Here is a 13,556-nt window from a genome sequence, read left to right as displayed (position 1 = left end):
ATGCCAGTCTAGGCCAGCGCTTGGTGCGCCCGGGCGGCCTCCAGCCAGCGGAGGGTCTCCTCGCGCAGCTCATCGGGGGCGACGACGGCGGCGGATCCACCGAGGCCCGCCACGAGCCCGGGGATCCAGGAACTGGACGCCACCTTCAGGCGTGCCGCCAGCCGGTCCTCGCCCAGCTCCTGCACGGCGTCCGCGTTGTACTGGGCTGCGATCCATCGCGCCCGCGGTTCCAGCACGAGGGTCACGGCCTGGTCGGTCTCCCCCGACCGGTAGGGCGCCGCCGCTCGCGGGTCCTGTGCGGAGGACGCCTCGTCCGTGGAGGACGTGGCGGGCTGGTCGGTCAGGGTGGCGCTCTGGATGCGGTCCAGGCGGAAGTTCCGCAGGCCGTCGGAGTCGACGCACCATGCCTCGAGGTACCACGTGTCCTGGTGCAGGAAGATCCGGATCGGCTCGAGCAGGCGGTGCGTGATCTCGTCGCGTGTCGGCACGAAGTAGTCCACCTCCACCCGCACCCCGGAGTGCAGGGCCGCCTGCAGGACGTCGAGCGTCGGGTCGATGTCGTCCTCGGTGAGCTTGGTGGCGACGGCGGTGCCGATGTGCGCGGCGTCCCCAGCGGCAGCGGTCAGCTTGGTCTGGGCGCTGACGATGGCCTCGTTGTTCCTCATACCGGGGAGTTCGCGGAGGGCCTGGAGCCCCACGATCAGCGAGCAGGCCTCGTCCATGCTCAGCTTCACCGGCTCCGCGAGGTCGCGTGCGTTCGTCAGGTAGATGCGGCCGTCCTCGATGTTCACGTCCATGAGGCCGTCCGGGTAGTGCCGGGGACCGCTGACGAACAGCAGGTCGAGGTCCTTCGTCAGTTGGCCCTCCGTGATGTCGAACCTGCGCGCCGTCTCGCCCACCTCGGCCCCCGGATGCGCGAGGAGGTAGGGCACGAGGTCGAGCAGGCGCAGCAGGTGGTCCTGCGAGGAGGACTTCTTCCGGGGTGCGGGACGTGCGCCGGCGGTGATCTCGACGTCACGGGGAGCCGTCCGGGCGGCCGCGAGGGCTCCTTCGAGGAGCCGGGCGACCTCCGTCGCCAGCTCCCGGGGCTCCTCCACCCTCGCGTTGGTCCCCAGCCCGGCGATCGTCGCCGCCATCGGACTCGATGCCGCGTAGGGCACGCGGAGGACGTCCCACTCCTCGCCCGTCTGCAGGACCTCGGCGTCCTTGCGCACGCGCAGCACCTGGCAGGAGCCGGGGCGGGCGGCGACGACGGCGGTGCGGTCCGGCTCGCTGCGTGACAGCGAGGACAGCGTGGCGTTCATGTCGAAGGACGCCGGCACGTCGAAGGTGCCCTTCAGGAGGACAGGTTCCCCCGTCATGCGGGACAGGCGGAAGAAGCGTTCGGCCTTGCGGGTGGTGTCGAACCCCACCACGTACCAGTGGCCGAACCGCGCGCCCATCCCCCACGGGTGTACCGTCCGCACCTCCTCACGGCCCGTACTGGCCGCGCGGTAGGGGAAGCGCAGGGGCGTGCGGGAGGTCAGAGCCTGCCACACGATGTCCCAGTAGGGCGCGTCGGTGGTGATGCGGGGCTGGATGAGGGGCGTGAGCTCGACCGCGCCGTCGGTGCTGCGCGAACTCAGCTTCCGCAGTGCCCGGGACGCCGCGGAGTCGAGCGACCCCTGGTCCCACACCCCGGCGGCCAGGTTGAGGACGGCGTATTCCTCCGGCTGGAAGGTGACCCCGCCGAGGCGGTAGTCCTCCGCGCTGATGCGGTACCGCTGCACGGTGTTGTCGTTGTCGAACAGGGCGTCCTCGCTGAAGGACTCGAGGGGGATGCCCTGTTCCCGGAGGGCTGCCTTGTCGCGGTCGAAGAGCTTCTCCCGTGCGGCCACCGACGTCGCCTCGCGGTAGAGGTCGATCTCGTCGAACAGTTCCTCCTTCGTGTACCCGCGTCGGCTCGAGAGGAGCATGATCACGAGGGTGAGGAGGCGTTCGGTACGTTTTGCGGACACGGTGAAACCCTATCTTCCCGGGAGAGGCAAAAGGGACGCAGGCCAACCGGTGGTGGCCTGCGTCCCTCCTGGACTGCGATGCCGGAGCTCCGTGCTCCGACGGATCCGGCTAGCGGACGGCGAGCAGGTCCACCACGAAGATGAGTGCTTCGTTCGGTCCGATCGCCGATCCGGCCCCACTGGCGCCGTAGGCGAGGTGGGAGGGGATCTCGAGCCGGCGGCGGCCGCCGACCTTCATCCCGAGGAGGCCCTGGTCCCAGCCCTGGATGACCTGGCCGACGCCGACCCGGAAGTCGAGCGGCGCGCCGCGGTTCCATGAGGCGTCGAACTCCTCGCCCGTGGAGAATGCGACACCCACGTAGTGGGTGGACACGGTGTTGCCGGGCTTCGCCTCGTCACCCTTGCCCTCGATGAGGTCCTCGATCACGAGGTCGGTGGGCACCTCGTGGGCGGGGAAGTCGATCTCCGGCTTCTGCCGGTCGAAATTGCGCTGTCCGAAGGACATGGGTTTCCTTTCCTGGGATTGTCGTCGGTGTGAAGGAGCGCCGGACTACTGCGCGGCTTCCTTGCTGACGATCTCGACGAAGAACACGAGCGTGCCGGATGGCTGGCCCGCCTGTGCCGTGGGGTATGCCCACGGCTCGGGGATCACGAGCAGGACCTTCGACCCGACCTTCTGGCCGGCCAGGCCCTTGGTCCAGCCGGTGATGACCTGGTTCAGCGGGAAGGTCGCGGGCTCGCCGCGGTCGAAGCTGGAATCGAACTTCTCGCCGTCGGAGTAGGTCCAGCCGCTGTAGTTCGCCGTGATGCTGTCCGTCTCGGCGACGACCTCGCCGTCGCCCTCCTCGAGCACCTTCACGACGAGGTCGTCGGAGGGATCGTTCTCGGGGATGGTCACCTCGGGTGCGCCGTTGTCGGCGAACGTGAACGTGGGAAGCTTGCCCTCCTCGTCGAGCTTCTTGACGTCCTCGGGCGAGAGGACCTCGGGCTCCGGCGGGGGCTGCTCGGCCGAGATGACCTTGAGCACGATCAGCTGCTCCGGAGCGGCTGTCTCACCCTCGGCGGGCTCGGCGGAGGGACGGGTGTAGGCGACCTGCGCCCCGACCTTCGTTCCCACGAGGACCTCGTAGAGCTCGCTGTCCTGCTCCTTGAGCGAGTCGTCCACCGGCAGGACCTGCGGGTCCCCCTGGCTGTAGGTGTCGCCGAGGACCTCGCCGTCCGTGGCGTTGAGGGCGACGAGCTGGTAGCGGATCTGCTGCCCGGCCTCCACCGCGTCCCCTTCGCCTTCTTCGACGGTCCTGGCCGCGACCGCTGTGACGTCCAGCGGCGACTCGAACTCGACGGTCGGCGCCTCCTCGTCGGATCCTCCGCTCACCTTGACAGTGTCGAAGACCTCGGCGGCGCCGGCCGACTTCCCCGTCGTCGTACCGCCGCAGGCTGTCAGCAACAGCAGCAGCGGCAGGAGGATTGCTAGTACTTTTCGCACAGAACCACTTTCGGATTGGTGTCAGTTCAGGCCGCCCGTAGAACAAAGGGCCCTGACAAGCCTAACGGCTCATGGCGTGCGGTTTCTCCTGGGAACACCCTGTGCTGGTGGTTGCACGCGGCCCGCTGCACGCCCCGCAGCCGTCACAACTGCTGCAGGAGTGCTTCCACGCGGTCGTCCACGGAGGTGAACGGATCCTTGCAGAGGATGGTCTGCTGGGCCCGGTCGTTGAGCTTCAGGTGGACCCAGTCCACCGTGTAGTCGCGGTTCGCTTCCTTCGCCCGCCGGACGAACTCCCCGCGCAGCCGCGCGCGCGTCGTCTGCGGCGGAAGGTCGACGGCCTCCTTGACGGCGGTGTCGTCCACGACGCGGGCCGCTTCCCCGTGCGCCTGCAGCAGGAAGAACAAACCCCGGGAGCGCGAGATGTCGTGGTACGTGAGGTCGAGCTGGGCCGCCTTCGCGGAGTCGAGGTCCTCTCCGGACCGTGCGAGGTACCTGTCGATCAGCTTCTTCTTGATCGCCCAGTCCACCTCGGTGTCGATCCGGTCGGTCCTGCCGGTCTCGACGGCGTCGAGCACGCGCTCCCACAGGTCGAGGATGGCCGGGACGTGGCGGTTGTGGGCGCCGTGCTGGTCCACGAACGCGGTCACCCGGGCGAGGTACTCGCGCTGCATCTCGAGCGCGGTCATGTGGCGCCCGTTGGCGAGCTTGAGGAGCTGCGTCCCGGTGAGGTCGTGCGAGATCTCCCGGATGCTCCGGATCGGGTTCTCCAGCCGGAAGTCCCGCATCATCTCCCCCGCCTCCACCATCCGCAGCAGTAGGTCCACGGACCCGACCTTGAGCAGCATGGTGGTCTCGGACATGTTCGAGTCGCCCGCGATCACGTGCAGCCGCCGGTAGTGCTCGGCGTCGGCGTGCGGCTCGTCCCGCGTGTTGATGATGGGCCGTGAACGGGTGGTCGCGGACGAGATCCCTTCCCACAGGTGGTCGGCCCGCTGCGAGAACGCGTAGAGGGACCCCGTCTGCGTCTTGAGGACCTTGCCCGCGCCGACCAGCAGCTGCCGCGTCACCAGGAAGGGGATGAGGATGTCGGCGAGGCGTGAGAACTCGAGCTTGCGGGGGATGAGGTAGTTCTCGTGGCTGCCGTAGGAGTTGCCCGCGGAGTCGGTGTTGTTCTTGAAGAGGTAGATCCGCCCGTCGTACCCCTCCTGCGCGAGCTTGCGCTGGGCCTCCGAGACGAGGTCCTCGAGGATCAGCTCGCCCGCGCGGTCGTGAGCGATCAGCTGTGCGAGGTCGTCGCACTCGGCCGTCGCGTACTCCGGATGGGATCCGACGTCGAGGTAGAGGCGGGACCCGTTGGTGAGGAACACGTTGGAGGACCTGCCCCAGCTGACGACCTTCCGGAACAGGTACCGGGCGACCTCCTCGGGCGAGAGCGGGCGCGAGTTGGGCCCTGAGTAGGAGATGCCGAATTCCGTCTCGACCCCGAAGATGCGCCGGTCCATCATGTGTCCTGTTCGTACTGCAGGAGGTTCTCGAGCTCGGGTCCGCCGATGCGGCGGAAGGCGCGGCGGCTGCCGCGCAGGGTGTCGGGGTCGCGTTCGAGGAACGCGACCTCGAGGAGCGAGGGGTCCAGTGCGGCGATTCCGGACGAACCGCCGTCGTTCCCGGTCTGCGCGGACGATCCGTCGTTCCGCAGGGCGCGGGCGGCGGCGCGGACCGCCTCGGGGAGGCTCAGCTCGGGCGACCAGGGACCTTCGAGGGCGTGGACGACGGCGTCGGCAGCACCGCCCATGACCACGAAGCCGGTCTCGTCCGCGATGGATCCGTCGAACGTGAGGCGGTACAGGTGGTCCTCGTCCTGGCTACGGCCCACCTCGGCGACCACGAGCTCCACCTCGAACGGTTTGCTCTCCGCGGTGAAGACGGCGCCCAGGCTCTGCGCGTACACGCTGGCGAGCCCCCGGGCCGTGACGTCCTCGCGGGCGTAGGAGTAGCCGCGGACGTCGGCGTAGCGGACGCCGGCCTGCCGCAGGCTCTCGAACTCGTTGTACTTGCCGACGGCGGCGAAAGCGATCCGGTCGTAGATCTCCCCCAGCTTGTGGAGCGAGGGTGAGGGGTTCTCGGCGACCAGGGCGATGCCGTCACGGCAGCTCATCACCACCACCGAGCGGCCGCGGCCGATCCCCTTGCGGGCGAAGTCCGCACGGTCCTTCATCAGCTGCTCGGGCGAGACGTAGAACTGCTGTGTCATGGCCTATGCCTCCCGGCCCGCCGAGGAGCGGGCCTCGATGATGGTGTGCGCCGCGGCCTCGAGCTCCCGCTCGGGGATGCGGCGCGCGCCGGTGCCGTCGACGACGTAGACCACGGGCCACAGGGCCCGCACGGTGTCCGGCCCGCCGGTCGCCGAGTCGTCGTCGGCTGCGTCGTAGAGGGCCTCGACGGCCACCCGCACAGCCGATGCCTCGTCCAGGCGCGGATTCCACAGCTTCTTGAGGGCGCCGCGGGCGAACACGGAGCCCGAGCCGACCGAGTGGTGCTCGTGCTCCTCATAGCGGCCGCCGGTGACGTCGAAGGAGAAGAGCCGGCCCACGTGCCGTTCGGTGTCGAACCCGGCGAAGAGCGGCACCACCGCGAGGCCCTGCATGGCCATGGGGAGGTTCTGCCGCACCATCGCGGCGAGGCGGTTGGCCTTGCCGTCGAGGCTCATCATCGTCGCCTCGATCTTCTCGTAGTGTTCGAGTTCCACCTGGAACAGTCGGGTGAGGTCGAGGCCGATCCCCGCACTCCCGGCGATCCCCAGGACGGAGTACCGATCGGCCGGGAAGACCTTCTCGATGTGCCGGCTGGCGATGACGTTTCCCATCGTCGCGCGCCGGTCACCGGCCATCAGCACCCCGCCGGGGAAGGTCAGGGAGACGATCGTGGTCGCGTGGGGCGCGAGATGGGACGCGTCGGTCGACGTCCCCGGGCCGAGCGTGCGGTTCGACGGCAGCAGGCCGGGATGGTGGGCGTTCAGGAAGTCGGCGAAGGACGTGGAGGCGGCCCGGGGCACCGCTGCTGCTGCATCGTCCGGGAGCATCCGCTACTGGCCGCCCTTCTGCACGAATCCGCGCACGAATTCCTCGGCGTTGGACTCGAGGACACCGTCGATCTCGTCGAGCAGGTCGTCGACACCCTGGGTCTGCGCGGAGTCCTGGGCGGCCGGCGCCGCCGGGGCGGGATCGGGGAGCTCCTCCTCCGATGCGGAGGACGTCCCACCGGTGTTGATGCGGTCCTGTGTCGCCATGACGGCCACCCTTTCCGTGTTCGTGATCAGTTCGGTGATCAGGTTCCTATGGTGCCACGCGGCGGTCGGGGCCGCTCAACAATCGGGCGAGGAAATCCTGGGCGTCGGCTGCTGTATCGAACAACTCCTCGGTCAGTACCGCCGTGCCCCGGAGCGGCTCGCGTGTCTGCACACGCTGCAGCCGCCGCTCCCCCGCCAGCTCGAAGATCAGCGAGTCCCAGCTCGCACCGACGACCTCCGCCGGATACTCGGAGATGCAGCGGCCGCGGAAGTAGGCCCTGGTGTCGCGCGGCGGCTCGACGGCTGCCCGCGCCACGTCCTCGGGGCGCACGAGCAGGTCGACGTCGCCCCGGCGCGCGAGCCGCTGGTAGATGCCCTTCTCCGGCCGCAGGTCCGCGTACTGCAGGTCGACGAGCGCGAGCCGCGGGTCCGTCCAGGCGAGTCCGTCCCGCGTGCGGTAGGCCTCGAGCACTTTCAGCTTCGCGATCCAGTCCACCTGCCGGGCCGCCGCAAGAGGTTCGCGGCGCAGGGTCGCCAGCAGTGCCTGCCAGCGTTCGACGACGTCGCGGGTCTGCTCGTCGGCGTCCTCCGGCACGGCGCGCGTCACCGCCTCGCAGTAGATCTCCTGAAGGTCGAGTCCGGAGACGCTGCGACCGTCCGTCAACCGGACCGTGGCCGCCAGCGACGGGTCGTGACTGATGGTGCGCAGTGCCTGCACGGGGTCCTCGAGGGTGGGGACCGGCGCCAGGCCCTGCTCCACCAGCGCCAGGACGAGGGACGTGGTGCCCAGCTTGAGGTAGTTAGACACCTCGTTCAGGTTGGCGTCACCGATGATCACGTGCAGCCGGCGGTACTTCTCGGCGACGGCGTGCGGCTCGTCGCGCGTGTTGATGATGGGACGCCGGACAGTGGTCTCCAGGCCGATCTCGTTCTCGAAGAAGTCGGCACGCTGGCTGATCTGGAATCCGGGTTCCTGGTTCAGCGGGCCGATGCCCACGCGGCCGGCGCCGCAGATGACCTGCCGTGAGACGAAGAAGGGCAGGAGCGCTTCGGCGAGCTTCGAGAACGGCACGCTCCGGGGAACGAGGTAGTTCTCGTGCGAGCCGTAGGAGACGCTCTTGTTGTCCGTGTTGTTCTTGTAGAGGATGACGGGCGAGAAGCCGGGGGTGGAGCCGATCCGGGTCATGGCGGCCGCGGCGACGTGGTCCCCCGCCCGGTCCCACAGGACGGCGTCCAGCGGATTGGTCACCTCGGGCGAGGAGTACTCGGGGTGGGCGTGGTCCACGTAGAGCCTCGCACCGTTGTTCAGCACGAGGTTCATCAGCACCGCCGCCTCGGCCGGCTCCCCCCGTTCGAGGGCTATCTGTTCCGCGCTGAGTTCCGCGGGTTCGTCGGTCAGCTGGCTGGGATGCGCGGCGGCCCGATCCATCCGGAACCCGCGGGCGTCCGTCAGCGGTGTCTCGTCCGTGTAGTCCCAGCGGGTGCCCGCGAGGTTGCCGAGCCCCTCCCTCAGGGTCGCCGCGTAGGCGTTGACCACCTGCGAGGACAGGAGCGTGGGATTCGCCGAGGGAAGGGCGGGCGCGATGATGCCGTACTCGGTCTCCGTCCCCATGACACGGTGGACGGAGACCCCCTTGCCCACGGCCGGCAGCGCATCCGTCCCACCGGTCCGTCGTCCACCCGTTTCGATCACAGATACTGGCCCGTGTTCGCCGTCGTCTCGATCGACTTGCCCGGCTCCTGCCCGGCCTTCCCCTGGACGATCGTCCGGATGTAGGTGATGCGCTCGCCCTTCTTGCCCGAGATGCGTGCCCAGTCGTCCGGGTTCGTGGTGTTCGGCATGTCCTCGTGCTCGCGGAACTCGTCGACCACGGCCCGCATGAGGTGCTCGATGCGCAGGCCCTTGCTGCCGTCGAGGAGGAGGTCCTTGATGGCGTACTTCTTGGCGCGGTCCACCACGTTCTGGATCACCGCACCGGAGTTGAAGTCCTTGAAGTAGAGCATCTCCGTGTCCCCGTTGGCGTAGGTCACCTCGAGGTACTCGTTCGACTTGTCCGTCGAGTACATCTGCTCGACGGTCCGGCGGATCATCTCGGAGATCGTGGTCTGCGGGTCGTTGCCGTTCTCCGCGAGGTCGTCGGCATGCAGGGGAAGGTCGGCGGTGATGTACTTCGCGAAGATCTCGGCGGCGCCCTCGGCGTCGGGCCGCTGGATCTTGATCTTCACATCGAGCCGGCCCGGCCGCAGGATGGCCGGATCGATCATGTCCTCACGGTTCGAGGCGCCGATGACGATCACGTTCTCCAGCTTCTCGACGCCGTCGATCTCGCTCAGCAGCTGCGGCACGATGGTGGTCTCGACGTCGGAGGAGACGCCGGTGCCGCGCGTGCGGAACAGCGAGTCCATCTCGTCGAAGAACACGACGACGGGACTGCCGTCCGACGCCTTCTCGCGGGCACGCGCGAAGATCAGCCGGATGTGGCGCTCGGTCTCCCCGACGTACTTGTCCAGCAGCTCGGGGCCCTTGATGTTCAGGAAGTAGCTGCGAATCTGTTCGAGGCCTGCGCGCTCCGCGGCACGTGCCGCGAGGGAATTCGCGACGGCCTTCGCGATGAGCGTCTTGCCGCACCCGGGAGGGCCGTAGAGGAGGATCCCCTTGGGCGGTTTGAGGCCGTGTTCGCGGTAGAGGTCGGGGTGGAGGAACGGCAGTTCCACGGCGTCGCGGATCTGTTCGATCTGCGGACCCAGTCCGCCGATATCCCCGTACGCGATGTCGGGCACCTCCTCGAGCACGAGGTTCTCCACCTCGCTCCGGGGCACCTTCTCCAGGCCGTAGCCGGACTTCGTGTCGACGGCCAGCGCATCGCCGACCCGGATCCTCTCGGCCTGCAGCGGCCCGCTGAGGCGGATGACGCGCTCGTCGTCCGTCCGCCCGACGACGAGGGCACGATCGGCTCCCAGGAGTTCCTTGACGGTCACGATCTCCCCGGCCCGCTCGAAGCCGAGGGCCGCGACGATGGTCAGCGATTCGTTGAGCAGCACCTCCTGGCCGGGCGTGAGTTGCCGCACGCTGATGAGCGGGCTGACGGTGACGCGGAGCTTCCGCCCCGACTGGAGGATGTCAGCGGTGTCCTGCACCGTCGCCTCGGTGGTGGTCCCCGGCTCTGCCGGCCGCTTCGGGTTGACCTGCATGACCGTCGCGAAGCTGAAAGGCGCTGCACCCTCCTTCTCGAGGGCGGCCTTGAGCCGGACGATCTCGGTGCGGGCCGATTCCAGGGCGCTGACGAGCTTGCCGTTGTTCTGGGTCGCGGAGGCCAGCTGCCGGTCGATGTGGCGCAGCCGGTCCCGCAGGATGTTGAGCTGACGCTGGGCCACGGCGGTGTCGGCGGGAGGCGGGGTGATACCGCGCGCGTCGGCGGCGGGAGCGCTGTCTTCGGAGTCCGTCATTTCGGTTCGCCACCTCGTGTTCGACCTTCGGCTGTCTTTCGACCTTAGCGCAGACGTCAGCGCACGGCGTGCAGTGTTAACGCCCGGCGTCCGCGGACCTCTCCCCTGTTCCTGCCCGCCGCGGATGCTGTATCGCCCCGGGTGCGCCGGGCTCCCCTACTCGACCGTACCGCCGTCGGCGACCGCGTCGCGGCGGGCCTGTGCCTCCTCCGGGGGCAGGGAACCGCGCTGGATCGTGGATGCCGCGTCCCGCGCCACGCGCCGGAGCCGCTTGTCCGAGACCTCGCGTTCGCCGACGGCCTGCGGTGTCCACGCGTTGAGGTCCTCCTCGCTGAAGCCGGTCTTGGACGGCCTGCGCTTCGGGGTGAATCCGACGGCGCCGTCGGCGAGCCTGCGCGTGGTGAGCAGGAACCCCGTGTGGGCCACCATCCGGTGGTCCGGACGGACGGCCAGTCCTTCGAGGTGCCAGCCGCGCACCATCGACTCCCAGCCCTCGGGCTCGGTGAAGCGTCCGTCGGCGCGGATGGCCTCGGCGGTGCGGGAGAGCTGCGTGACGGTCGCGACGTAGCTGATCCACACGCCGCCGGCACCGAGGACGGTCGCGACGGCGTCGAGGCACTCCCAGGGCGCGAGCATGTCGAGGACGACGCGGTCCACGGACCCCGGCTCCTCGTGCTCCACGACCTGCTCCTGGAAGTCGCCGAGGGTGATCTGCCACGCCGGGTGGGGCCCGCCGAAGATCGTCTCGACGTTGCCCCGTGCGATGTCGGCGAACTCCTCGCGCCGCTCGAACGAGTGGAGGTATCCGGAGTCGCCGACGGCCCGCAGCAGCGAGATGGAGAGCGCGCCGGAGCCGACACCCGCCTCGACCACGCGGGCCCCGGGGTAGATGTCGGCCATGGTCACGATCTGGCCGGCGTCCTTCGGGTAGACGACGGCGGCACCGCGGGGCATCGACAGCACGAAGTCGGACAGGAGCGGACGCAGCGCCTGGTACAGCTGCCCGGTGGTGTTCTCGAGGATGGTCCCCTCGGTGGCGCCGATGAGGGCGTCGTGCTGCAGGAAGCCCTTGTGGGTGTGGAACGCGCCGCCGGGGGTCAGGGTGATGGTGTTCATCCTGCCCTTCTCGTCCGTCAGCTGGACGCGCTCGCCCGGGCGGAAGGGGCCGCGGCGGGCTGCGGCGCCATGGGGGCCTACCGGTGCGTCGGGGGGTGTGGGGGTGGAGCTCATGGGGGATCCTTCGGCGAGGGCCGGCAGGACCGGCATGGATGAGGTGGAGATGGGTGGGCGATGCCCCGGGGCCCTCAGGCGCCGGGGGTGGTCTTACCGGTGATGGCCTGTACGACGGTCCGCTGGTGGAGCAGGCCGGTCACGGCGCCCTGGCGGTTCACCACGGCGTACTCGCTGCCCTCGAGGCGTGCGAGGAACTGCACGAGTTCCTGCCCCTCGGCCCACTCGGGCACATAGGCCCCTGCGGCGAGGCGACGTGCGGTCGCATTGACCGCCGTCGTCCCCGCAGCCTCCTCGGGGACGGCGAGCAGTGCGGCCTCGTCGACGACGGCCTCCGGGACCCCGGATGCGCCGGTCACGACGACGGCGGCGCCCGGGTTCTCCCGGAGCAGGCGGCGGGCGGCGAGCACCGTGGTGCCGGCGGGGAGGCCGAGTGCGCGCTGCTGGAGCCGTCCCGCGCTGATGGCGGGCAGGCGCTGACGCATGCGTGCGTTCTCGATGGCGGCCGTCGCGCCCAGCCACAGGAAGGCACCCATGACCACGGCGATGAGGATGACCGTCAGGTCCGGGCCGCGCCCCTGGAGCAGCGGTACGCCGACCACCACGCCGAGCAGCAGGACGACGATGATGCGCCCTGCCCACCCGGCGGCCACGGTGCCCTTCTCCTGACTGCCGGTCGCCTTCCACACCGCGCTCTCGACCAGGCGGCCGCCGTCGAGCGGCAGGCCGGGCAGGACGTTGAACGCGGCCACGAGGAGGTTGGCCCAGACCAGGATGGTGACGAGGAGGTAGGACACGGAGCCGGGCGTCATGGCCTGGAGCAGCGCCCACCCCAGACCCGCGAGGACGAAGTTGGCGGCGGGGCCGGCGAGCGCGACCGCCAGGGACCGGCCGGGCGAGGCGTTGAAGCTCGCGAACTGGGTGTGTCCGCCCCACAGGTTCAGGACGATCCGCGTGGTCGGCCAGCCGAAGGCACGGGCGGTGAGGGCGTGGGCCAGTTCGTGGATGAGCACGGACGCGGCGAGGAGCAGGGCGTACCCGAGGGCGACGCCGTAGGCGCCGGGCCCGATCTCCGGGAAGGCGCCACTGACGCGGGGCCCGAAGACGAGAACGATGAAGGCCGTGATGACGAACCACGACCAGGCCAGGACCACCGGGATGCCGGCGATGCGCCCGAGGGAGAGCCCGGGGCTCGCCTCCCTCGGGGGAACCTGCTGTCCTCGACTCATGCGCCGTTCCCCGCGCCCTCGGACCGGCTGTTCCCGGGCAGGAGCGCGGCGAGGTCGGTCGGCGTCCGTCCTTCGAGGGTGTCCCAGTCGGTGCGGCGGTCGTCGGGCGGCAGCGGCACGAAGTGGGGGACGGCGAGCGTGACCAGTCCGGCGGCGAGGGCGGAGGTGACGCCGGGAAGGGAGTCCTCCACGGCGACGACGCGGTCCTTGCTGAGGCCCGGGTGGTCCGCTGCGAGCAGGTCGAAGCCCAGCTGGTATGCCTCCGGGTCGGGCTTGCCGGCACTCACGCGGTCCCCCGTGACGAGGTGGGAGAAGGTGCCCTCGGGCAGCCGCGCGGCGACCGCACCGGCGAGGAGGCTCTCCGACATGGTGACCATCGCACAGGGGACGCCTTCCGCGCGGAGGGCTGCCAGCAGCTCCCTCGCCCCCGGGCGCCAGGGCACCTCCGTGCGCACGTCCGCCGCCACACGCTCCGTGAGGTGTTCGATGATGGTACGGACGTCGAGGTCGACGCCGGCCTGCTGGAGCTGCCCGGCGGAGTACTCGAGGGCCTGGCCGACGAGCAGGGTGGCCTGCTCGGTGGTCCAGGTGCCACCGTGGGATTCGACCAGTTCCTTCTCGGCCCGGATCCAGTACGGCTCCGTGTCGACGATCGTCCCGTCCATGTCCCACAGCACGCCCTGCAGTCCGCCGAGGTTCCCGTCGGCTGCGGAGCCGTCGCTCCGGGGGGCCGTGCGGGGAAGGGTCTGGACGCTGCCGGTGGGGTGGTTGGCCATACCTTCCAGTCTACGGCGACCCCTTGACAGGCCCGCACATCTGCTCTGCGCGTAGCCGCGGAACCCCGCCTGACATGGTCGCGCACCGGGGTTTAGGGTGAG

Annotated in this window: 12 protein-coding genes; all 12 read right to left on the bottom strand. The window is 69.7% G+C overall.

Annotated features, from left to right (window positions below; genetic code table 11):
• Positions 1–8 precede the first annotated feature (8 nt).
• On the bottom strand, positions 9–1,997 hold the full coding sequence (locus ACX80U_RS10100) for a helix-turn-helix transcriptional regulator (protein ID WP_459268297.1): 1,989 nt from the start codon (positions 1,995–1,997) through the stop codon (positions 9–11).
• Between the two features lie 109 nt (positions 1,998–2,106).
• Entirely contained in the window at positions 2,107–2,502 is a 396-nt protein-coding gene (locus ACX80U_RS10095) for an FKBP-type peptidyl-prolyl cis-trans isomerase (RefSeq protein WP_133083106.1), read from the bottom strand.
• Positions 2,503–2,547: 45 nt separating this feature from the next.
• Positions 2,548–3,483: an FKBP-type peptidyl-prolyl cis-trans isomerase gene (locus ACX80U_RS10090; protein ID WP_133083105.1), complete on the bottom strand. Its 936-nt coding sequence runs from the start codon at positions 3,481–3,483 to the stop codon at positions 2,548–2,550.
• A 143-nt stretch (positions 3,484–3,626) separates the two neighbouring features.
• Positions 3,627–4,988, bottom strand: coding sequence for a Pup--protein ligase (gene pafA / locus ACX80U_RS10085; protein WP_133083104.1), 1,362 nt, complete (start codon positions 4,986–4,988; stop codon positions 3,627–3,629).
• On the bottom strand, positions 4,988–5,737 hold the full coding sequence (gene prcA / locus ACX80U_RS10080; RefSeq protein WP_459268296.1) for a proteasome subunit alpha: 750 nt from the start codon (positions 5,735–5,737) through the stop codon (positions 4,988–4,990). The genes pafA and prcA overlap by 1 nt, the downstream gene beginning before the upstream one ends.
• A 3-nt stretch (positions 5,738–5,740) precedes the next feature.
• Positions 5,741–6,565: a proteasome subunit beta gene (gene prcB, locus ACX80U_RS10075; protein WP_133083102.1), complete on the bottom strand. Its 825-nt coding sequence runs from the start codon at positions 6,563–6,565 to the stop codon at positions 5,741–5,743.
• Positions 6,566–6,568: 3 nt separating this feature from the next.
• On the bottom strand, positions 6,569–6,772 hold the full coding sequence (locus ACX80U_RS10070; RefSeq protein ID WP_133083101.1) for a ubiquitin-like protein Pup: 204 nt from the start codon (positions 6,770–6,772) through the stop codon (positions 6,569–6,571).
• 46 nt (positions 6,773–6,818) lie between these two features.
• A complete protein-coding gene (gene dop, locus ACX80U_RS10065) occupies positions 6,819–8,384 on the bottom strand; it encodes a depupylase/deamidase Dop (RefSeq protein ID WP_459268351.1) in 1,566 nt (521 codons plus the stop codon).
• Between the two features lie 77 nt (positions 8,385–8,461).
• Positions 8,462–10,219 (bottom strand): proteasome ATPase, encoded by a 1,758-nt coding sequence (gene arc / locus ACX80U_RS10060; RefSeq protein WP_208741154.1) that lies wholly within the window; start codon positions 10,217–10,219, stop codon positions 8,462–8,464.
• Positions 10,220–10,375: 156 nt separating this feature from the next.
• Complete coding sequence (locus ACX80U_RS10055; protein WP_459268295.1) at positions 10,376–11,449, bottom strand: tRNA (adenine-N1)-methyltransferase; 1,074 nt, start codon at positions 11,447–11,449, stop codon at positions 10,376–10,378.
• A gap of 74 nt (positions 11,450–11,523) precedes the next feature.
• Positions 11,524–12,678 (bottom strand): site-2 protease family protein, encoded by a 1,155-nt coding sequence (locus tag ACX80U_RS10050; RefSeq protein WP_459268294.1) that lies wholly within the window; start codon positions 12,676–12,678, stop codon positions 11,524–11,526.
• Positions 12,675–13,454, bottom strand: a complete 780-nt coding sequence (locus ACX80U_RS10045) for an HAD family hydrolase (protein ID WP_459268293.1) — start codon at positions 13,452–13,454, stop codon at positions 12,675–12,677. The genes ACX80U_RS10050 and ACX80U_RS10045 overlap by 4 nt, the downstream gene beginning before the upstream one ends.
• Between the last annotated feature and the right edge of the window lie 102 nt (positions 13,455–13,556).

This window comes from Arthrobacter sp. TmT3-37, from assembly GCF_054510835.1.
The sequence above is the reverse complement of the archived record's forward strand: the minus strand, read 5'-3'. Positions and strand labels throughout refer to the sequence as shown.